General features: G+C 67.5%; 19 protein-coding genes, 1 tRNA gene and 1 pseudogene. 17 read left to right on the top strand and 4 right to left on the bottom strand.

Annotation, left to right across the window (positions count from 1 at the left end):
* Positions 1-128 precede the first annotated feature (128 nt).
* From G361_RS0116045 to G361_RS0116000, 9 genes are all read left to right on the top strand, one after another.
* Entirely contained in the window at positions 129-575 is a 447-nt protein-coding gene (locus G361_RS0116045) for a hypothetical protein (RefSeq protein ID WP_019928113.1), read from the top strand.
* A gap of 59 nt (positions 576-634) precedes the next feature.
* Entirely contained in the window at positions 635-847 is a 213-nt protein-coding gene (locus tag G361_RS0116040; protein WP_231386885.1) for a hypothetical protein, read from the top strand.
* A 5-nt stretch (positions 848-852) separates the two neighbouring features.
* Entirely contained in the window at positions 853-1,458 is a 606-nt protein-coding gene (locus G361_RS46990; protein WP_155981470.1) for a DUF2637 domain-containing protein, read from the top strand.
* Between the two features lie 409 nt (positions 1,459-1,867).
* The gene (locus tag G361_RS43785) at positions 1,868-3,145 is read left to right on the top strand and encodes an FtsK/SpoIIIE domain-containing protein (RefSeq protein ID WP_019928109.1); all 1,278 of its coding nucleotides are present in this window, start codon (positions 1,868-1,870) and stop codon (positions 3,143-3,145) included.
* Positions 3,142-3,267 carry a hypothetical protein gene (locus G361_RS51465; RefSeq protein ID WP_019928108.1) on the top strand — a complete coding sequence of 42 codons (126 nt, stop codon included), beginning with the start codon at positions 3,142-3,144 and terminating at the stop codon, positions 3,265-3,267. The genes G361_RS43785 and G361_RS51465 overlap by 4 nt, the downstream gene beginning before the upstream one ends.
* A gap of 189 nt (positions 3,268-3,456) precedes the next feature.
* Positions 3,457-4,107 (top strand): hypothetical protein, encoded by a 651-nt coding sequence (locus tag G361_RS43780; protein WP_019928107.1) that lies wholly within the window; start codon positions 3,457-3,459, stop codon positions 4,105-4,107.
* A 95-nt stretch (positions 4,108-4,202) separates the two neighbouring features.
* A complete protein-coding gene (locus tag G361_RS0116010) occupies positions 4,203-5,903 on the top strand; it encodes a replication initiator (RefSeq protein ID WP_052172668.1) in 1,701 nt (566 codons plus the stop codon).
* Positions 5,904-5,918: 15 nt separating this feature from the next.
* Complete coding sequence (locus G361_RS0116005; RefSeq protein ID WP_019928104.1) at positions 5,919-6,125, top strand: AlpA family transcriptional regulator; 207 nt, start codon at positions 5,919-5,921, stop codon at positions 6,123-6,125.
* On the top strand, positions 6,125-7,333 hold the full coding sequence (locus tag G361_RS0116000) for a site-specific integrase (RefSeq protein ID WP_081635397.1): 1,209 nt from the start codon (positions 6,125-6,127) through the stop codon (positions 7,331-7,333). The genes G361_RS0116005 and G361_RS0116000 overlap by 1 nt, the downstream gene beginning before the upstream one ends.
* Positions 7,334-7,377: 44 nt before the next feature.
* Here G361_RS0116000 and G361_RS0115995 read toward each other — a convergent pair.
* Positions 7,378-7,461 (bottom strand) — tRNA-Leu (locus G361_RS0115995).
* Positions 7,462-7,663: 202 nt separating this feature from the next.
* Here G361_RS0115995 and G361_RS0115990 point away from each other — a divergent pair.
* The 7 genes and pseudogenes from G361_RS0115990 (at position 7,664) to polA (ending at position 17,010) form a co-directional block, all read left to right on the top strand.
* Positions 7,664-8,290 carry an ANTAR domain-containing response regulator gene (locus tag G361_RS0115990; protein ID WP_019928102.1) on the top strand — a complete coding sequence of 209 codons (627 nt, stop codon included), beginning with the start codon at positions 7,664-7,666 and terminating at the stop codon, positions 8,288-8,290.
* 248 nt (positions 8,291-8,538) lie between these two features.
* Positions 8,539-9,747, top strand: a complete 1,209-nt coding sequence (locus G361_RS0115985) for a branched-chain amino acid ABC transporter substrate-binding protein (RefSeq protein WP_019928101.1) — start codon at positions 8,539-8,541, stop codon at positions 9,745-9,747.
* Between the two features lie 94 nt (positions 9,748-9,841).
* Positions 9,842-10,879: a branched-chain amino acid ABC transporter permease gene (locus G361_RS0115980; protein WP_019928100.1), complete on the top strand. Its 1,038-nt coding sequence runs from the start codon at positions 9,842-9,844 to the stop codon at positions 10,877-10,879.
* The gene (locus G361_RS46985; protein ID WP_019928099.1) at positions 10,876-12,441 is read left to right on the top strand and encodes a branched-chain amino acid ABC transporter permease; all 1,566 of its coding nucleotides are present in this window, start codon (positions 10,876-10,878) and stop codon (positions 12,439-12,441) included. Before G361_RS0115980 ends, G361_RS46985 begins: the two co-directional genes overlap by 4 nt.
* Positions 12,438-13,388: pseudogene (locus G361_RS50975) on the top strand (ABC transporter ATP-binding protein); the annotation flags it as partial. The gene G361_RS46985 and the pseudogene G361_RS50975, both read left to right, overlap by 4 nt.
* Positions 13,389-13,535: 147 nt before the next feature.
* Positions 13,536-14,231, top strand: coding sequence for an ABC transporter ATP-binding protein (locus tag G361_RS50970; RefSeq protein ID WP_231387023.1), 696 nt, complete (start codon positions 13,536-13,538; stop codon positions 14,229-14,231).
* A 37-nt stretch (positions 14,232-14,268) separates the two neighbouring features.
* Positions 14,269-17,010 (top strand): DNA polymerase I, encoded by a 2,742-nt coding sequence (gene polA, locus G361_RS0115965; RefSeq protein WP_019928097.1) that lies wholly within the window; start codon positions 14,269-14,271, stop codon positions 17,008-17,010.
* A 73-nt stretch (positions 17,011-17,083) separates the two neighbouring features.
* Here polA and G361_RS43765 read toward each other — a convergent pair whose 3' ends face one another.
* The gene (locus tag G361_RS43765; RefSeq protein WP_019928096.1) at positions 17,084-17,416 is read right to left on the bottom strand and encodes a four-helix bundle copper-binding protein; all 333 of its coding nucleotides are present in this window, start codon (positions 17,414-17,416) and stop codon (positions 17,084-17,086) included.
* Between the two features lie 545 nt (positions 17,417-17,961).
* Here G361_RS43765 and G361_RS0115955 point away from each other — a divergent pair.
* On the top strand, positions 17,962-18,396 hold the full coding sequence (locus G361_RS0115955; RefSeq protein WP_019928095.1) for an alpha-isopropylmalate synthase regulatory domain-containing protein: 435 nt from the start codon (positions 17,962-17,964) through the stop codon (positions 18,394-18,396).
* Positions 18,397-18,468: 72 nt separating this feature from the next.
* Here G361_RS0115955 and trxA read toward each other — a convergent pair whose 3' ends face one another.
* Together trxA and G361_RS0115945 are read right to left on the bottom strand one after the other, a co-directional pair.
* Positions 18,469-18,867, bottom strand: a complete 399-nt coding sequence (gene trxA / locus G361_RS0115950; protein WP_019928094.1) for a thioredoxin — start codon at positions 18,865-18,867, stop codon at positions 18,469-18,471.
* Between the two features lie 76 nt (positions 18,868-18,943).
* Positions 18,944-19,462 (bottom strand): 2'-5' RNA ligase family protein, encoded by a 519-nt coding sequence (locus G361_RS0115945; RefSeq protein ID WP_019928093.1) that lies wholly within the window; start codon positions 19,460-19,462, stop codon positions 18,944-18,946.
* Positions 19,463-19,478 lie beyond the last annotated feature (16 nt).

The following is a 19,478-nucleotide window of genomic DNA, read 5'->3' as shown; positions in this document are numbered from 1 at the left end:
GACCCTATCAGACTAGGTTACATAGTAGCTAGCAGTCTTCTACCAACTAACTAGACAGGACTAGTAAACTATCGTAGTCTAGTCCTGTCGGGTGGTCCGGCGTTCGAGTCGATGGAGGTAGAAGACATATGGCGATCAAGAAGGGTCATCAGTTCCCGATCGCGTTCGGTGAGGCGTTCCCGCAGGGCCTGGTGGGGGTGGGGGAGATCTCGGCGCTGACGAAGTACAACCCGACCCCGGGGGCGGTCGCGGAGCAGATGTTCGACATCGATCCGAAGACCGGTGAGGGGACGGGTTTGCCGTTGTGGAAGATGACGGTGACCGATCCGCACCAGGACAAGGCGAAGCGGGCCTCGTTCGAGATCGTGTTCGTCGCGCAGGTGCAGCCGGTGCCGGCGAACCCGGAGATCGTGCCGGGTACCGGGATGCGGATGATCGAACTGGAGGGGCTGACCGCCGAGCCGAAGGTGATGGGGCAGGGCGAATTCAAGTACCTCGGTTTCCAGTACCGGGCCACCGGGATCACCGGTGACACCTCGGGTGCGAAGCGTCCGGCGACCGGAAAGGCCGCGTGATCGTCATGTCGTGGATGTCGCTGCATGCCAACAGGTTCGAGGGTGTGAAAGCGGAGTACATGCCGACCCACGGCACCGAACACGGGGCGCAGATTCCCGCGTACGTGCTGGTGAAGCTCGGTGACTATGACGCTTCGGTCGGTTTGAGGATCGAGGATGCCCGCGTCCTCGCGGAGTCGGTGTCCCGGATACTCATGCTTCACGATTCGGTGGAGCACCTGGCCGCGGAGATGTCGGCCGATGCGCCCGGCCGGTCACCGGAAGTGGCGTGAGTGGCATGAACCAGAGGGCAATGCGGTGGGCGCGGATGTTCGCGGTCCTGGTGATCGTCGGTGTCGGCGCCGCCGCATTCCGCCTGTCGTTCTCGACCCTGCGGGACCTGGCGACACTTGCGCACGTTCCCGCGTCGGATGCGTGGTTGTTGCCGTTGATCATCGACGGCACGATCGTCCAGGCGACCGCCGCGGTGCTGGTGCTGGCGAAGTCGACGGAGCGGCGCTGGTTCACCGGGGTGTTGGTGGTCGGGGCGGTGGTGTCGGTGGCCGGTAACAGCCTCCACGCCATCGCCAACGGCCACGAACTCCCCGGCTGGGCGTGCGCGGTGGTGGCGGCTATCGCCCCGGTCGGCCTGCTGGTCGACACGCATGGCCTGGCGCTGCTGTTGCGCGCCACAGTCCGCGATCCGGAACCGGCGACCGTGCCCGAATCTGTGAATAGTACTGTGCCGGAATCGATTCCGGATCTCGACCGGACTGGTCTTGCCTCGTCTGCTGCGGCGCCGGTGCCTGAGGTGATCACTGTTCCGCCTGTTCCGGTGCGGCGCCACCCGGTGCCGGTGGTACGGCCGATAGTGCCGTCGATGGTCCCGGCTCCCGGCGAGTGACGGTCGCGGTCACCGGATCGCGAAGTCTTCCAACTCTTTTCGAACAATCCTGCCCACTCTGAGGAGAGGTGATGTCTGAGTCTGTGCGTTTTTCCTCCGGTCCCGGTGCCCTGCCGAATATCGCGACCGGTATCGGGGTGGTGGTGATCGCTGCCGGTGTCGGCCTGGCACTGGTCTCCCGCCATGCCACTTCCACTGTCCCGCACCCGAAGTCGACTCCGGCCCCGACTGCCGCGGTGGCGTCGTCCTCGCCGAGCGATCCGCCGGCGTCTGTCTCGTCCTCGTCGGTGGCCCCGGTGGCCGGTCCGGGGTGCTGGATGTTCTGCGGTGAACCGCCGTTGCCGTCGGCGGATTCGTCAGGGTGCCAATTGTTCTGTGAACTGTCCCGCCCGACCGAGGGGGGTGCCCGGTGATTCCCGCGGCAGAGCTGGCTCCGGTGGTGATTGCCGGGGGTGTCGCGCTGGTGCTGGGTGCCCGGATGCTGGTCTGGTCCCGCACACCCGCGTCGGCGGCCCCGAGCGTGGCCGACATCCTCGCCGCTGCCCCGGCCGAACTCCGTCCTGCGGTGTTGTGCTTCTACGACCCGGCGCAGGAATGGGTCATGTGGAAGTCCCTGGGCCTGGGCTCGATCGAGGACGGATTCCCGCACGTCGTCGATGCCGTCTACACCGGACACGGCCTGGACGTCGAGATTCAGATCCGTGGTGGCCAGAACTTGAAGACCTGGACCGACCCGGGCACTCTCGACGCGCTGGCCCAGTACATCGGTGTACCGGAAGTCACTGCCACACAAGGATTTCCGGGGTTCGTCCGTCTCCAGGCACGCGTGTTCGACACCCTCGCTGCCCCGGCCTCGGCGCCGCGGGTGGCCGGTGATGGTGTGGACCTGGAGGCGGTCCCCGCGGGCGTGTTCGAGGACGGTGACACCTGGGGTGTCCCGATCCAGGGCCGGCATGTCCTGCTCGGTGGCCGCACCGGGTCGGGGAAGTCGGGGGTGTTGTGGTCGCTGGTCAACGGCATGGGTCCGGCGATCCGCTCCGGTCGTGTCGAGCTGCGGGTGATCGACCCGAAAGGCGGCATGGAACTCGGCTTCCTCGAACCCCTGTGCACCCGATTCTCCTGCACCACACCGGAAGAGATGATCGGTCAGCTGGAAGAGACGGTCTCGGATATGCAGGAGGCTGCTCGCCGATATCGCGGGGACCGGGTCCGTAAACCGGTTCCGACGCCGGACAACCCGCTGGTGGTCACGATCATCGATGAGGCGGCGACGTTGTCGGCGTTCACGGATCCGAAGTTGCAGGGCCGTTTCCAGCGGGCGCACGGCCTGCTCCTCAGTCAGGGTCGCGCCCCGTTGTTCTCGGTGATCGAGACGGTGATCGACCCCAGCAAGGAGAACGTGCCGCAACGGCAGTTGCTGCCGTATCGGATCGGGTTGGCGATGGACGAACCGACCCAGGTCGCCATGATCCACGGCCAAGGCGCCCGTGACCGCGGCTCGTACTGCGACCGGATCCCGCACACCACGCCGGGTGTCTGTTTCGTGCAGGAGGACGGTACGGCTGGGTTCCGGCGTGCTCGGGCGTTCCTGGTCACCGACGACGACGTGGATCGCATCGTCGCTGTCTACAAGCCGGTCCCGCGGCCGGTCAGCCTCGCCGATTTCGAGAACGGATCCGCCGCATGACCCTCACCGATTTCCTCGATCATGTCGCCGATGCCGAGCTCGATGACCGGATCTGGTTGCGGCAGTGGACCGAACGCCGCGGCCTGACCGGCGTCGAATGCCCCGACGAACCGGAACCGTGACCGGCATGACCGGCAACGATGAGCCGAAGTCCTCGAAACCTGCTGCCTCGCAGGTCAATCCGATCGTGCAAGCGGCGGCCGATCAGGTACGTCGCTCGAAGAACCGGGCCACACGCCGAAGGCGAAAGGCCTGCCGCGGTCCACGCGCCGCGATCAACAGTCCCTGTTCGACATCCCAGAGGTGACCGAATGACCACCACCAACTCCGACCTTCATGTCCATGTCGAGCCGACCCGCACCGGCCCACACGCCCTGGAGGTCGTCGGCGCCGTGTTCCTCGTCTTGGCGACCGTCGTCGGCAACCTGGTCTGCTGGGCGGTGCTGTTCCCGATGCTGTCGCTGCCGGTCGTCGCTGTGGTGGCAGCGGGTGTGGTGTGGGGGTGGCCGGCGGCGGCCGTGGCATTCGGCGCGTCCGCGGCGGGCATCGTGTTCTGGCGCTGGCAGCGACCGGCGATGTTCGAACGGTGGGTGACCGGCCGTGCTCGGACCCGGTTCCTTGTGTGGTGGCGGTACCGGCGCCGGTGGAACACCCACCTGCACGCCTGCGGATTGACCATCGAGCATGCCGGGATCGCGAGTGTGCCTGTGCTGCAACAGGTCACGATCGGTGTCGCGGCGGATGTGCTGCGGGTGCGGATGCTGCCCGGTCAATGCCCCGCTGACTACGAGAACCGCGTCGAGCACCTCGCGCACGCCTTCGGCGCCATCGAATGCCGGGCCACGATCACCGGTCCCGCACTGGTGCAACTGGTCCTGCGCCGCGGGGACACCCTCGCCGTCCCGACCCGGATACCACCTGTCGGTCTCCCCGGCGACGACCAGGAAGGAACGGCCATATGACCGCCTCCTCAGAGGCAAACCGTGCGGTCTCCGACGGTGCCGTGAACCCTGCCGGCGCTCCGGACGCTCGGCTGACGGCGGCGCAGCGGCGGGCCATGCCGAACATCGTCGAAGTCGCTCAGGCCGCGGCGGAGAAGTACAGGGTGTGCAAGCGGCCGATTCCGATGCGTGCATTCCGGCCGGAGTCCGGTGAGTCGAAATATGTTGCGGCGGCGTGCAAGACGACCCGGGAGTCGGATTGCCCGTGCTGCGCGACGAAAGCGAAAGCGCTGCGGGTGACCCAGTGCCACGAGGGCTGGCACATGTCCACCAACCCCGCCGACGAGCATCGGCCTCCGACCGAGCATCAGCAGGCGTTGTTGACCGCGCGTGCGGACCTGCTCGCCGAATACAAGACGGCTCGCGAAGCCGACGACGAACTGACTGCCCAGGGCTTCCGTGAGGTCATCGCCGATCTCGACCGGGAGCTCCGGGAAACGGGCTTGCGGGGCCGGATTCCCGGTGTCGACGCGGTGGCGAAGCCACGGTCGGTGAAGTCGACTCGACGCCGGCAGGATGTGCCGGACCTGCCCCGGAAGAAGGTATCGAAGGACACGACCGGCCGGAGGTATGCGGGCCGGTATCAGCCGTCGATGTTCGCCACGTTCACCCTCGACTCCTACGGCCGCTGCCACTCCACGGGCGCGGTCGACAAACAGGGGCGGGAGTGTGGCGACGGGTCCGCGGTCGACCCGGACACCTACGACTACCGCCGTGCTGCCCGGGACGCGATGTTCTTTCCGCAACTGTTCGACCGCACGATCCAGAATTGGCGCCGCGCAGCGGGGCGGGATGTGCAGTACTTCGCGACCGTCGAGCCGCAGCGTCGTGGTGCTCCGCATGTGCATCTGGCGATCCGGGGCACCGACCCGCACAGCCTGATCGCCCAGATTCTGGCGGCGACTTATCACCAAGTGTGGTGGCCGCACTTCGACCACGAGGTCTATACCGATGGCCACCTGCCGGTTTGGGACTACCAGGCGGACGCCTTCGTCGACCCGGACACCGGATACGTCCTCACCTCGTTCGATGACGCTCGCGCGGTGATGGACCAGGCGGACGACGTGGACCCGGCGCACGTGATCCGGTGGGGTGTCCAGACCGACGCCCGCGACATCGGCGCCGACGACGGGTCCGACCTGGATGCGGAGGGGGAGCGGGGTCCGGTGCGGCCGAACAAGGCCAAGGGTGTGCTCGGCGGCACCCAGGACGCGAACCGGCTCATCGGCTACCTGACCAAGTACCTCACGAAGTCCATTGGGGAAGTCCTGGAAGCCCCGAACGACCGGACCCGCCGGCACTACGAACGCTTGCACGAGGAGTTGCAACGCACCCCGTGCTCTCCGACGTGCGCGGTATGGCTGCGATACGGCATCGCCCCGCGGAACGCGAAGGCGAAGACACAACCAGGCCGCTGCAAGGGCAAAGCGCACCGGCGGGACACCCTCGGCCTGCGGGGTCGTCGGGTGCTGGTCTCGCGGCGGTGGAGCAACAAGACGCTCCCGGACCACAAGGCGGACCGGGCCGAATTCGTTCGGCAAGTCCTCACCGCGGTCGGCAAGGCCAAACAGGCCCACTCCGAAAGCTGGATCGTCCGGTTGACCGACGCGTCGGACCCGGACGTGCCGACCCGTGAACAGCTGATCTTCTCGGCAATCGCCGAACGAACGATATGGCAGAACGACTACAACACCGCGCTCGGACTGGCGAGTCCGTCTGTGGCGCAACAAGTTTCGGATATGCCGGTCGCGGCATAGGTAGGAGGGCCGGACATGGCTGAAGAAGAGTATCTACGGGCGAAGGGCTGTGAGGCGCTGACCGGGATTCCGGAGGCTACCTGGCGATGGTGGGCGCATATCGGTTACGGCCCGGACAGTTTCAAGCTGGGGCCGCGGCGGCGGGTGTGGAAGCGGTCGGCGGTGCTGGCGTGGATCGTCGAGCAGGAACGCGCGACGGGCCGCGGCGGGAAGGTGGCGTGATGCCAGCGCGCAGGAATCCTCGGTCGGGGGTGGAAGATCGCTGGTACAAGACTGTCACCGTGGTCGACCCGGTCACCGGCGTCAAGGCGCGGAAGCGGGTGAAGTCCGAGTTGTTCGGCAAGGGCAAGCGGTGGCGTGCTCGGTATGTGGATCCGAACGGCGTGGAACGGGCACGGTCCTTCGCGACGAAGGCCGAGGCTCAGAAATTCCTCGACGGTGACGTGACCACGAAAGCCGTCACCGGCACGTGGGTGGACCCGGACCGTAGCGGTGTGCTGTTCGCAGTGGTCGCCGAGAAATGGTTCACCACGAAGAAGGGCTGCAAGCCGAAGACCGTCGCTGGTTATCGGTCGCTGCTGGACACCCTCGTGATTCCGCGGTGGGGGAGTGTCGCACTGCGGGATATCGAGTGGGAAGACATTCAGGAATGGGTGGTCACCTTGTCCACCTCGGGCAGTATCCGGTTCGAGGGCCGTGGCCTGTCGGCATCGCGGGTGGTCCAGGCCTATCAAGTGCTCGGGCGGGTGCTGCGTTATGCGGTGAAGGCGAAACGGCTGGCGGTGAATCCGGCCGAGGATGTCGACTTGCCCGCGGTGAATTCGGCTGAGCGCCGGTACCTGACGCATCTGGAAGTGCTGCGGTTGGCGATGGCTGCCGGCCGATTCCGTCCGCTGGTGCTGACCCTCGCGTACACCGGGATCCGGTTCGGAGAGGCGACTGCGCTGCGGGTGGACAGTGTCGATCTGGGGAAGCGGCGCCTGTGGATCACCCGTTCGGCAACCGGAGTGACGGGGGAGGGCGTGGTGGAATCCGACACGAAGAACCACACCTCGCGGGCCGTGCCACTGCCCGCCACTCTCGCGAAAGATCTCGGCAGTCTGCTGGAGGGCCACCGGCCCGATTCGCTGGTGTTCCCCTCACACAAGGGCGGCCATCTCACCTCGACCGAGTTCCGATGGGTATTCGACCAGGCCGCGGAATCGGCCGGATTGTCCGGAGTCGTACCGCATGGTCTTCGTCATACCGCGGCGTCGTTGGCGATCAGTGCCGGGGCGAATATCAAGGTCATTCAGCGGATGCTCGGGCACAAGACCGCGACTTTGACCCTGGACCTCTACGGCCACCTGTTCTCCGACGATCTCGATCCGGTCGCGGATGCAATGGATGCCGGCGCTCGCGCTGCTGCGGACCAATTGCGGACTGCCTGAATTACTGGGCGCGAGGGGAATTGGGAAATGGCTGGTCGAACGAGTGCCGAGTGTGGGACTCGAACCCACACGTCCGTGAGGACAACGGTTTTTGAGACCGTCGCGTCTGCCTGTTCCGCCAACTCGGCGCACTGGTCGCACATCATAGCCCGAGCTGCGGCGAGAAACCGAATCGGTGTGATGCCGATCGGTCCGTGCAGGGTAGATGGGTTGGCGCGCGGAGTTCACCGGTACGCTTTAGCTACTCGGGTGTGCCGGTGCGGTGGTAGGGGTGGCGTCGTTGCCGGTACTGCGTCGAGTACTGGCATCGGAGACATGAGGGGTCTATCTATGGGAACGACAGCAGGGGGCGCCAAGAAGGACGCCCCCGGGGCCGCCGCCGCGAAGCGCGTGGTGGTGGCCGAGGACGAGGCGCTGATCCGGATGGACCTGGTGGAGATGCTCTCCGAGGAGGGCTATCAGGTGGTGGGTGAGGCCGGCGACGGCCAGCAGGCGGTGGACCTGGCCGAGGAACTGCGGCCGGACCTGGTGATCATGGACGTGAAGATGCCGCGCCGGGACGGTATCGACGCGGCCGCCGAGATCGCGTCGAAACGCGTTGCGCCCGTGGTGATCCTGACCGCGTTCAGCCAGCGCGACCTGGTCGAGCGGGCCCGCGACGCGGGTGCGATGGCCTATCTGGTCAAGCCGTTCACCAAATCGGATCTGGTGCCCGCCATCGAACTCGCGGCCAGCCGATACCACGAAATCTCCGCGCTGGAGAGCGAGGTGGCGAATCTCTCGGAGCGCCTGGAAACCCGGAAACTGGTCGAGCGCGCCAAGGGTGTGCTGATGCAGACGCAGGGCCTGTCCGAACCGCAGGCCTTCAAGTGGATCCAGCGCACCGCCATGGATCGCCGCACGACCATGAAGGCCGTAGCCGAAGTGGTGCTGGAGAATTTGGCGCCGAAGTCGTAGCGCGGCCGTCGGCGCCATTCGCGCACAGTCGAATAGCCATGTGTTTACACGGCGGCAACACGGTGCCGAGTTTATCGTGTGCGAACGTCATACCGATGACTCGAATGTGATGCAGAGCTAACGTCGCGACGCTATGTTCTGAGCCTGGGCCGACATGATCGGTCCCCTCTCGGTCAGCCGGGGGGTTGCGCAGAACGTAGAGGTGAAACGTGCTCAGCTCGACACGGCGCGGTCGTACCACGCGAGGTTTGTTGGTTCTCGGTGCGGCTGCCGCCCTGGTACTCACGGGGTGTAGTTCGAAGACGACGACCAGTGGTGGCGGTTCGGAGACCTCCGGGTCGAGCGGCGCCGGCGCCCTCTCCATCCAGCCGGTCACGCAGGTCGACGCGGACGGTAAGCCCGTCCCGGCCACCGACACCGCGAAGGCGGCCGATCCGGCCGGCACCGGCAGCGCCACCTGCCCGGCGGGTACCACCATCGCCTTCGCCGGCGCGCTGACCGGCGGCGACGCGGCGCTCGGAATCAACATCGCCGACGGCGCGAAGCTGGCGATCGACCAGCACAACAAGGCCAATCCCGGCTGCAAGATCGAGTTCAAGACCTGGGACACCGAGGGTGACCCGCAGAAGGCCACCGGCGTGATCCCGCAGATCATCGCCGACAAGTCGGTCATCGGCCTGGTCGGCCCGGCCTTCTCCGGTGAGACCAAGGCGACCGGCAAGATCCTCAGCGACGGCGGCCTGGTCTCGGTGACCGCGTCGGCGACCAACGCCACCCTCACCCAGAACGGCTGGACCACCTTCTTCCGCGGTCTGGCCAACGACGACGTACAGGGCCCCTCGGTGGCCAAGTACCTGGTGGGCACCGCGGGCTACAAGAAGGTCTGCGTCGTCCAGGACAACACCGACTACGGCACCGGCCTGGCCAAGAGCATCACCGAGGGTCTCGGCGCCGCGGCCGACCCGGCCTGCGCGGGCAACGTGAAGAAGGGCGACAAGGACTTCTCCGCGACCGTCACCAAGGTCGCCGCCGCGAATCCGGACGCCGTGTTCTACGCCGGCTACTACGCCGAGGGCGCGCCGCTGGCCGCACAGCTGAAGTCCGGTGGCGTGAAGGCCGTCTTCGTCGGCCCCGACGGCGTCAACGATCCGCAGTTCGTGAAGCAGGCCGGTAGCGCCGCCAAGGGCGCGGCCCTCACCTGCCCGTGTGGCCCGGCCCCCGACAAGTTCGCCAAGGACTACGCCGCGCTGAACAACCAGCCGCCGGGTGTGTACTCGGTCGAGGCGTACGACATCGCGACGATTTTCGCCAAGGGCATCGACGGTGGCAAGCTGACCCGGCCGGACCTGCTCGACTACGTGCGCAACTACGAGGGCGACGGCCTGGGCCGCCATTACAAGTGGAATGCGAACGGCGAGCTGTCCAGTGCGCTGATCTGGATCTACACGGTCAAGTAACCGGTCACGCCGGCGCAGCACGTGCGGGACGGCCGCTCGTCCGTCCCGCACGTGCTGTTGTCGTGGCCGCACCACTGATGAGGGCGAAACACGTATGACGACAACAACTTGGGCCGATTCGGTACACCTGGTCGGTGCCTCGATCGGCTTCGACTACCAGGCCGTGTTCGACAACTTCTGGCGGCTGACCGTCGACGGGTTGACCTACGGCGCCATCTACGCACTGGTGGCGGTGGGGTACACCCTGGTCTACGGCGTGCTGCGGTTGATCAACTTCGCGCATTCCGAGGTGTTCATGCTCGGCATGTTCGGCCAGTTGGTCGGGTTGATGCTGTTCGGTTTCGCCGCGGCGCCGGACGCCTACTCCGAGGGAGTGGTGCTGACCTGCGTCTATCTGGTGCTGGCGATGATCGTCGGCATGCTGGTGTCCGGCGGTGTGGCCGTCGGGCTGGAGCGGGTGGCCTACCGGCCGCTGCGCAAGCGCGGCGCCCGGCCGCTGAGCTTCCTCATCACCGCGATCGGCATGTCCTTCGTGCTGCAGGAGTTCGTGCACTTCATCCTGCCGAAACTCGTTCCGTCCCTGGGCGGTCCGAACGCGCAGCAGCCGATCATCCTGGTGCAGCCGACCAAGCAGTTCGGCTTCCTCGGCGCCGACATCACCAACATCACCATCCTGATCGTGCTGGCCGCGGTCGCGCTGGCGCTGGCCACCGAGGTGGTGATCAACCGGACCCGGTTCGGCCGGGCCATCCGCGCGGTCGCGCAGGATCCCGACACCGCGACCCTGATGGGCGTGTCCCGGGAGCGCGTGATCGTGCTGACCTTCTTCATCGGTGGCGTACTCGCCGGCGCCGCCGCGCTGCTGTACACGGTGAAGATCCCCAACGGCATCATCTACTCCGGCGGATTCATCCTGGGTATCAAGGCGTTCAGCGCCGCGGTGCTCGGCGGTATCGGCAATCTGCGCGGCGCGCTGCTCGGCGGCCTGCTGCTCGGTGTGGTCGAGCAGTACGGGCAGATCCTGTTCGGTACCCAATGGCGTGACGTCGTGGCGTTCCTGGTGCTGGTCCTGGTACTGATGGTGCGGCCCACGGGCATCCTCGGAGAGAGCCTGGGAAGGGCGCGGGCATGACCGATCAGAATCCCGGACCGGCGGAGCACCGGCCCGACCGGCCCGTCCCCAAGCGCCGCGACCCGAACGAGGTGGCGCGGCCCGTGCCCAAGCGGCGCGATCCGAAGGAGGCGTCCCGGCCCGAGCCCAAGCGGCGCGCCGGAGACGACACGACGGTGCTCCCGGTCCAGGGGGACACCGCGCCGCGGCCGGGCCTCGGCGATTCGGTGCGGACCTGGTGGGGTGGCCTGAGCCGGCCCGCGCAGTGGGGTGTCGGCGTGCCGATCCTGATCCTGCTGGCCCTGCTGCCGCTGTACCCGCCGCCGGGGATGGACACCCCGGCCTACAATTTCGGCCTGGTCATGGCCCAGGTGGCGATGTACTGCCTGGTCGCCATCGGGTTGAACGTGGTGGTCGGCCAGGCGGGCCTGCTCGACCTCGGCTACGTCGGCTTCTACGCCGTCGGCGCGTATACGGTATCGCTGCTGACCAGCAAGAACAGTCCCTGGAACCAGACCCACGGCGGCTGGCTGGACACGAAGTGGGCCTGGCTGGCCTGCCTGCCGCTGGCGGCGCTGGTCACCGCGTTGTCCGGCCTGATCCTGGGCTCGCCGACGCTGCGGTTGCGCGGCGACTACCTGGCGATCGTGACCCTCGGCTTCGGCGAGATCGTGCGCCTGCTCGCGGACAACCTCGACGACATCACCAACGGCAGCCTGGGCCTGTCCGAGGTCGCCTATCCGCACGTCGGCGAGTCGGCACAGAAACCGGACGGCGTGTTCTCGGCCGGCAACGTGGGCGATCCGTCCAGCCTGAACCCGCTGGACCGGGCCGGTTACGGCACCTATTGGTACTGGCTGGGCATGGTGCTGATCGTGGTCATGCTGCTGGTGGTCGGCAATCTGGAACGCAGCCGGGTCGGCCGGGCCTGGGTGGCGATCCGCGAGGACGAGGACGCCGCCGAGATCATGGGCGTGCCGACCTTCAAGTACAAACTGTGGGCATTCACCATCGGCGCCGCGGTGGGCGGCGTCTCCGGCGCGATGTACGCCGGTCAGGTGCAGTTCGTGAACCCGACCCAGTTCAACGTGGTCAACTCCATGCTGTTCCTGTGCGCGGTGGTCATCGGCGGCCAGGGCAACAAGCTGGGCGTGCTGGTCGGCGCGTTCATCATCGCGTACCTGCCGGCCCGGCTGACCTCGGTGCATCTGGTGTCCGACCAGACCACCGGCTATGTGCTGCTGGGTGTCGACGTGGTGGCCTTCGTCGCGCTGATCCTGGTGCTGCGCAACCTCGGTGACCGGTTGCCGCCGTGGCCGCGGCGGGCGGTGATCACGCTGACCATCTTCACCGGGATCATGGCGGCCCTGCTGCTGGGCAGCGTGTTGTTGTTCCGCCCCGGCGGCGCGCAGAATCTCGGTGACCTCAAATATCTGTACTTCGGTGTCGCGCTGGTGGTGATGATGATTCTGCGGCCGCAGGGCCTGTTCCCGGTGCGGCAGAAGCTGCTCACCTTCGGCCGGCAGGTGTATCAGGCGGTCCGGCAACCGGCCGATCGGGAACTGGCAGGAGCGGGGCGATGACGGGTCCGGGCGGGGCGCTGTTCGACAACGAGGATCTGGCCGCGGGCTACGCCGCCGCGCCGGAGGTCGCCAGCGCCGGCGAGGTCGACGTGACGGCCGTACTGCCGGTGCTGGCCGATGCCGGCGCGGTCGCGGATGTGGTTGCGCCGCATCGCGATATCGAGACCGCGGTCGGCGAGCCGCTGCTGCGCACCGACGGGCTCACCGTCCGGTTCGGCGGCCTGACCGCGCTGGACGGAGTGAGCTTCGAGATCCGCCGCGGCGAGATCCTCGGCCTGATCGGGCCCAACGGCGCCGGCAAGACCACCTGCTTCAACGCGATCACCGGCGTGTACCGGCCGGCCGCGGGCACGGTGTACTTCGACGGGAAACCGCTGACGAAGTCCAAGCGCAACGAGATCACCCGGCTCGGTATCGCGCGCACCTTCCAGAACATCCGGTTGTTCGGCGAGATGACGGCGCTGGAGAACGTGGTGGTGGGTACCGATGCCCGGCACCACACCTCGGTGCCGGGTGCGATCCTGCGCACCCCGCGGCATCGCCGCGAGGAGCGCGACGCCATCGAGCGCGGGATGGCGCTGCTCGAATTCGTCGGCATCGCGCCGCGCGCGGTGGAGAAGGCGCGCAACCTCTCCTACGGCGATCAGCGCCGGCTGGAGATCGCTCGCGCGCTGGCCACCGAGCCGAAACTGCTGTGCCTGGACGAGCCCGCGGCCGGATTCAACCCGGCCGAGAAGGCCGCGCTGATGGAGTTGATCCACAAGATCCGCGACGACGGGTTCACCGTCCTGCTCATCGAGCACGACATGCGCCTGGTGATGGGCGTGACCGACCGGATCGTGGTGCTGGAGTTCGGCCGCAAGATCGCCGACGGGCTGCCGGGGGCGATCCGCGAGGATCCCGCGGTGGTCGCCGCCTACCTCGGCGTCCCCGACGACGAGGCCGCCGCGGCCGAGCCCGGCGCGCCCGCCCCGTCCTCGCTGTTCGTCAACGAGGGCACCCAGACCACCGTGCTGCCGGTGGTGGCCGATCCGTCCGCGAAGCCCCCGGTGCCGGCCAACCGCCCCGCCGGACCGCTGCTGGCGGTCGAGGACATGGTGGTCAACTATGGCAGAATCCAAGCGCTGCACGGTATCTCGCTGAACGTGTCGGAGGGCGAACTGGTCACCCTGCTCGGCGCCAACGGCGCCGGCAAGACCACCACCATGCGCGCGCTGTCCGGCCTGCTGCCCCTGACCCGGGGCCGGATCATGTTCGAGGGCAAGGACATCACCCGGATGCGGGCCCACGAACGGGTGGTCGCCGGACTGATCCAGGCGCCCGAGGGGCGTGGCGTGTTCCCCGGGATGACCGTGCAGGAGAACCTCGACATGGGTTGCCACGCAAGGCCTTTCGACAAGAAGGCGGAATACGACAGCACGCTGGAGTGGGTGTTCGGCCTGTTCCCGCGGCTGGCCGAGCGGCGCAAACAGGTCGGCGGCACCCTCTCCGGCGGTGAACAGCAGATGCTGGCCATCGGCCGCGCGCTGATGGCCCGGCCGAAACTGCTGCTGCTGGACGAGCCGTCGATGGGGCTGGCGCCGATGGTGATCCAGCAGATCTTCCGGATCATCGGCGAGATCAACGCGCAGGGCACCACGGTGCTGCTGGTCGAGCAGAACGCCCAGCAGGCGCTGACCCGCAGCGATCGCGCCTACATCCTGGAGACCGGTGAGGTCACCAAGACCGGCGCGGGACATGCGCTGCTCACCGATTCGGCGGTGAAGTCGGCGTACCTGGGGGTGGGCTAGTCCGACGGTGTCGGTGGGTGTCCCTAGACTCTTCCGGGTGACCCCCACCACCACCGATCAGCGCCAGAGTTCGTCCGCCGCCACCGCGCATCCGGCCGGTGAACGGCCCACGCTGTTGCTGCTGGACGGGCATTCGCTGGCCTACCGCGCATTCTTCGCGCTGCCCGCCGAGAACTTCAAGACCGTCACCGGGCAGACCACGAATGCGGTGTACGGGTTCACCGCCATGCTGATCAACCTGTTGCGCGACGAGAAGCCCACGCATGTCGCGGCCGCATTCGACGTCAGCCGCAAGACCTTCCGCACCGAGGCGTATCCGGAGTACAAGGCCAATCGCAGCCAGACGCCGGACGAGTTCCGCGGCCAGGTGGAGATCACCAAGGAGGTGCTCGCGGCGCTGGGCATCCCCACGCTGGCGATCGACGGTTACGAGGCCGACGATGTCATCGCCACGCTCACCGATCAGGCTGTGCCGCAAGGGTTCCGGGTGCTCATCGTCACCGGCGACCGGGACTCCCTGCAACTGGTCAACGACGATGTCACGGTGCTCTACCCGCGCAAGGGCGTCTCCGACCTCACCCGGTTCACCCCGGCGGCGGTCGAGGAGAAGTACGGGCTCACCCCGCTGCAGTATCCGGATTTCGCGGCGCTGCGCGGCGACCCGAGCGACAACCTGCCCGGCATCCCGGGGGTGGGGGAGAAGACGGCCGCGAAGTGGATCCGCGAGTACGGCGATCTGAACGCGCTGGTCGACCGGGTCGACACGGTGAAGGGCAAGGTCGGCGACGCGCTGCGGGCCAACCTGTCCAGCGTCGTACTCAATCGGCAGCTCACCGAGATGGTCAAGGATGTGCAGCTGCCCTACACCCCCGACCAGCTCGCCCAGCAGCCGTGGGACCGCGACAAGATCCACCAGCTGTTCGACGATCTGGAGTTCCGGGTCCTGCGCGACCGGCTGTTCGAGACGCTGGCGCCGCCGGAGCCGGAGGCGGAATCCGGCTTCGAGATCTCCGGCGGGGCGATCGAGCCCGGCGCCGCCGCCGACTGGCTCGCCGATCACGCCGGAGTGGGTGTGCGCCACGGTCTTTCGGTGGTCGGCACCGGCACCCCCGGTCACGGCGACGTGACCGCGATGGCGATCGCCGCCGCCGACGGCGAGAGCGGCTATTTCGACGTGGTCGCCCTCACCCCGGAGGACGAGCGGGCTCTCGGTGCCTGGCTGGCCGACCCGAGGACCCCGAAGGCGGCGCACGAGGCCAAATCCGCGATGCACGCGCTGCACGGCCGCGGCTGGACCCTCGGCGGGCTGTCCAGCGACACCGCGCTGGCCGCGTACCTGGTCCGGCCGGGTCAGCGCACCTTCAACCTCGACGATCTGTCGCTGCGCTACCTCTCGCGCGAGTTGCGGGTGGAGGACCCCGACGACACCCAGCTGTCCCTGCTCGATGACGCCGAACAGGTCGACGCCGAGATCGCCCGCGCCGAACTGCTGCGCGCCCGCGCCGTCGCCGACCTCGCCGACGCCTTCGACGCCGAGCTGCGCGGCATCGAGTCCACCGGTCTGCTCACCGATATGGAGTTGCCGCTGCTCGGCGTGCTGGCCGAGCTGGAGGGGGCGGGTATCGCGGTCGACGTCGCCCGCCTGGAGGAGTTGCAGCAGGAGTTCGCCGACAAGGTGGCGGAGGCCGCGAACGCCTCGTACGAGGTCATCGGCAAGCAGATCAACCTCGGCTCGCCGAAGCAGTTGCAGGTGGTGCTGTTCGACGAGCTCGACATGCCGAAGACCAAGCGCACCAAGACCGGTTACACCACCGACGCCGACGCGCTGGAATCGCTGTTCGAGAAGACCCAGCACCCGTTCCTGGAACATCTGCTGGCGCATCGCGACGCCACCCGGCTCAAGGTGACCGTCGACGGCCTGCTGAAGGCGGTCGCCGACGACGGCCGCATCCACACCACCTTCAATCAGACCGTGGCCGCCACCGGCCGGTTGTCGTCCACCGAGCCGAATCTGCAGAACATCCCGATCCGCACCGATACCGGCCGCCGCATCCGCGACACCTTCGTGGTCGGTCCGGGGTTCGAATCGCTGATGACGGCCGACTACAGCCAGATCGAGATGCGCATCATGGCCCACCTGTCCAAGGACGCGGGCCTGATCGAGGCGTTCAACTCCGGCGAGGATCTGCACAGTTTCGTCGCGTCCAAGGCGTTCGACATCCCGATCACCGAGGTCACCCCGGAGCTGCGCCGCCGCATCAAGGCCATGTCGTACGGCCTGGCCTACGGCCTGTCCGCCTACGGCCTGTCGCAACAGCTGAAGATCAGCGCCGACGAGGCGAAGGCGCAGATGGAGGTCTACTTCACCCGCTTCGGCGCGATCCGCGACTACCTCAACGACGCGGTCGACCAGGCCCGCAAGGTCGGCTACACCGAGACCCTGTTCGGCCGCCGCCGCTACCTGCCCGATCTGGACTCCAGCAACCGGCAACGCCGCGAGGCCGCCGAGCGCATGGCCCTCAACGCCCCCATCCAGGGCACGGCCGCCGACATCATCAAGGTCGCGATGATCAACGTGCAGACCGCGGTGAAGGCCGCCGGCCTGCGCTCCCGGATGCTGCTGCAGATCCACGACGAACTGCTCTTCGAGGTCGCCGCCGGCGAACGAGAGGCGCTGGAAGCCCTTGCGCGCGACCACATGTCGAACGCCATCGAACTCTCGGTACCGCTCGAGGTCTCCGTCGGCGTCGGCCGCAGCTGGGACGCGGCGGCCCACTGACGCGGCGCGGGTGGTGCCGGTGACCGCCGCGGTCTGCCCGGCGCGGCCGGCCGAAAGTGGTTGCGGCGCTGGGTCAGACGGCGGCGGCCGCGACGAAGGCGTGGCAGGCCTCGGAGGCCGCCCGGCAGACCGAGGCGCAGGCCGTCTCGCCGAGCCGCTCGCAGCGTTCGGCGGTGTCGGCGCACACCCGGGCGGTCAGTTCGCAGATCCGGCCGTCCCATTCCGAATTGCGGTCGAGCAGGTCGCCGGCGAGGCGGCACAGATCGGAACAATCGCGCAGGGTCTGGATGTGCCGCGCGGTCGCGTGCTCACTGCCGCGGCTCAGCGATTCGGTGATCTGATGCTCGCACCGGCGGTGGCAACCGAGCAGGTGGTTGATCGCGTTCTGAATCGTCAGATCGGTCATCTCAATCTCCTCGGCACGAACATCGCGGCGACGTCGCCGGCGGGTCGGTCGGCCCGGATCGTCGAATGCCCGCCGGGCTCTGCGGCTATCGCGAGAGTGGCATGAATCGGACATTCGAATCCGTTTTCCGGGAATTTGCCGCTTCGATCGTTACCGGCGCTACCTGCTGCGACATGCTGGATCGGCGGTTGCTGGAACGGTCGTCACGCGTTGGTTCGGCGTTCATGAAGGTGTGTGCCGAAGTTACTCATCGGTTCCGTGTCCAAATGGTTGCCATCGGGCGTTCGAGTCCATATTGTCGATGCCGTGCCGAACACCGCTGCCAGCCGTAGCGCCCTACCGAATGTCGCCGACCGCGACCGGTCGGCGCTTCTTCCGCTCACCGCGAAGGCTGCCGCTGTACTTCTCGTAGTTCTCCGCCGCAGCGGGGTCTGATTCGGACCGGCCCCCCGCTGCGGGTCGAACAGAACTCACACCGAACTTCTGCTTTGCGCTGGTCCCCTCTGTCATCAGATACGACAAAGCCTGGGAAGACCTAGTCAACCATGACGATCACCATAGATGCACATGCCTTCATCGCCGCCGCGCCCAAGGGCCTGCGGACCGAGAGCGCGGGGCTGACCCCCGCCGAATTCTACGACCGATACTGCGGGCACACCGGTCCCGTCCGGCTCGGTGAATGGGCCCCCACCGGGCAGCAGGAGCTGCCCGCCGGGTACACCGCGACACTCGAGTTCGGGGGCCGCCTCCGGACCGTGGTGTCGGCGGGCAGCCCGGTGGCCGCGCTGACCTCGGCCCTCTACGAGGAGGGTTATCCGGTCGAGATCCTCCAGTTCCACCAGCGCCAGACCGGCGACGGCACCGCGACCTTCGTCCAGTGCGAGTGCAACGGGCATCGGAGCTGGGGTGCGGCCGTGGCCGACGACAGCGCCGAGTCCAGCGTCCGCGCGATGATCGCCGGGCTCAGCAGCCTGTCCTGAGCCGCGGCACCCGCCGAAAACAGCGCCGCACCGGATCAAGATCCGGTGCGGCGTAAGGTGATTCGTCCGCGGTTACTCGGCGGCGGAGGCCCGTCCGGCGGGCTCCTCGGTGCCGGTCTGCTCGGCGAGCTGCTTGCGCACCTCGTCCATGTCGAGCGCCTTCACCTGGGTGAGGAGATCCTCGAGCGCGGCCGGCGGCAACGAGCCCGGCTGCGCGAAGACCAGCACGCCCTGACGGAACGCCATGATGGTCGGGATGGAGCGAATGTTGGCCGCGGCGGCGAGTCCCTGCTGGGCCTCGGTGTCGACCTTGCCGTGGATGACGTCGGTATGCTTCTCCGACGACGCCTCGTAGGTCGGCGCGAAGGCCCGGCACGGGCCGCACCACTCGGCCCAGAAATCGACGAGTACGACATCGTTGCCGGCGACGACCTCATCGAAATTCTGCTCGGTCAGCGTCTGCGTAGCCATGGGATCCTCTCATGTCGTGGGACTGCCGGTTGCAACGCCGGACGACCCCGTTATCTTCCGTACCGGTACGTGACTGCTATCGTCCCTCGTCCCGGCCGGCGATGGGCCAGTCACGGCGTCGGTCGCCGTCCCACCGCCGAATACCCACAAATGTTGCCGGAAAATCGCGATCCGCGGCGACGGCGTGCACGGCCTCGCCGACCTGCTGAGGTTTCAACCGTCTGGCCAGTGTGACATGCGGAGTCCAGGCGTCCGGCCGCACATTTGCCGGTACTCCCGGACACGGACCGAGTATCGAGAACACCCGATGATGCAGGTCCAGCAGCGCCTCGGTCGGCACCACCGATCGGACCAGGATCGGATTGCGCGCACCGAAGACCAGCAGGCCGCCCAGCCGTGCCGAGATCGGCCGGAAGTCCAACGCGGCCAAGGCATGTTCGATCCGCGGCCAGATCTGCCGGGCCACGCCGAGCGTGACGTGCGGCCGATGATCCGCGGCCGGACTGTGCACCCCGGCCTCGGCGAGCAGCTGCCACTGTCGGCGGACCTCGGCATCGGCCGCGTCGTCCAACAGCAATTCGACGGATTGAACCATGATCGTTCGCAAACAT

The sequence above is a fragment of the Nocardia sp. BMG111209 genome (assembly GCF_000381925.1).
Classification (GTDB): Bacteria; Actinomycetota; Actinomycetes; order Mycobacteriales; family Mycobacteriaceae; genus Nocardia.
The sequence above is the reverse complement of the archived record's forward strand: the minus strand, read 5'-3'. Positions and strand labels throughout refer to the sequence as shown.

Coding starts and splice junctions, on each gene's coding strand:
- G361_RS0116045 (WP_019928113.1), top strand. CDS start 129: ATGGCGATCAAGAAGGGTCATCAGTTCCCGATCGCGTTCGGTGAGGCG.
- G361_RS0116040 (WP_231386885.1), top strand. CDS start 635: ATGCCGACCCACGGCACCGAACACGGGGCGCAGATTCCCGCGTACGTG.
- G361_RS46990 (WP_155981470.1), top strand. CDS start 853: ATGAACCAGAGGGCAATGCGGTGGGCGCGGATGTTCGCGGTCCTGGTG.
- G361_RS51465 (WP_019928108.1), top strand. CDS start 3,142: ATGACCCTCACCGATTTCCTCGATCATGTCGCCGATGCCGAGCTCGAT.
- G361_RS43780 (WP_019928107.1), top strand. CDS start 3,457: ATGACCACCACCAACTCCGACCTTCATGTCCATGTCGAGCCGACCCGC.
- G361_RS0116010 (WP_052172668.1), top strand. CDS start 4,203: ATGCCGAACATCGTCGAAGTCGCTCAGGCCGCGGCGGAGAAGTACAGG.
- G361_RS0116005 (WP_019928104.1), top strand. CDS start 5,919: ATGGCTGAAGAAGAGTATCTACGGGCGAAGGGCTGTGAGGCGCTGACC.
- G361_RS0116000 (WP_081635397.1), top strand. CDS start 6,125: ATGCCAGCGCGCAGGAATCCTCGGTCGGGGGTGGAAGATCGCTGGTAC.
- G361_RS0115990 (WP_019928102.1), top strand. CDS start 7,664: ATGGGAACGACAGCAGGGGGCGCCAAGAAGGACGCCCCCGGGGCCGCC.
- G361_RS0115980 (WP_019928100.1), top strand. CDS start 9,842: ATGACGACAACAACTTGGGCCGATTCGGTACACCTGGTCGGTGCCTCG.
- G361_RS46985 (WP_019928099.1), top strand. CDS start 10,876: ATGACCGATCAGAATCCCGGACCGGCGGAGCACCGGCCCGACCGGCCC.
- G361_RS50970 (WP_231387023.1), top strand. CDS start 13,536: ATGGTGGTCAACTATGGCAGAATCCAAGCGCTGCACGGTATCTCGCTG.
- G361_RS43765 (WP_019928096.1), bottom strand. CDS start 17,416: ATGACCGATCTGACGATTCAGAACGCGATCAACCACCTGCTCGGTTGC.
- G361_RS0115955 (WP_019928095.1), top strand. CDS start 17,962: ATGACGATCACCATAGATGCACATGCCTTCATCGCCGCCGCGCCCAAG.
- trxA (WP_019928094.1), bottom strand. CDS start 18,867: ATGGCTACGCAGACGCTGACCGAGCAGAATTTCGATGAGGTCGTCGCC.
- G361_RS0115945 (WP_019928093.1), bottom strand. CDS start 19,462: ATGGTTCAATCCGTCGAATTGCTGTTGGACGACGCGGCCGATGCCGAG.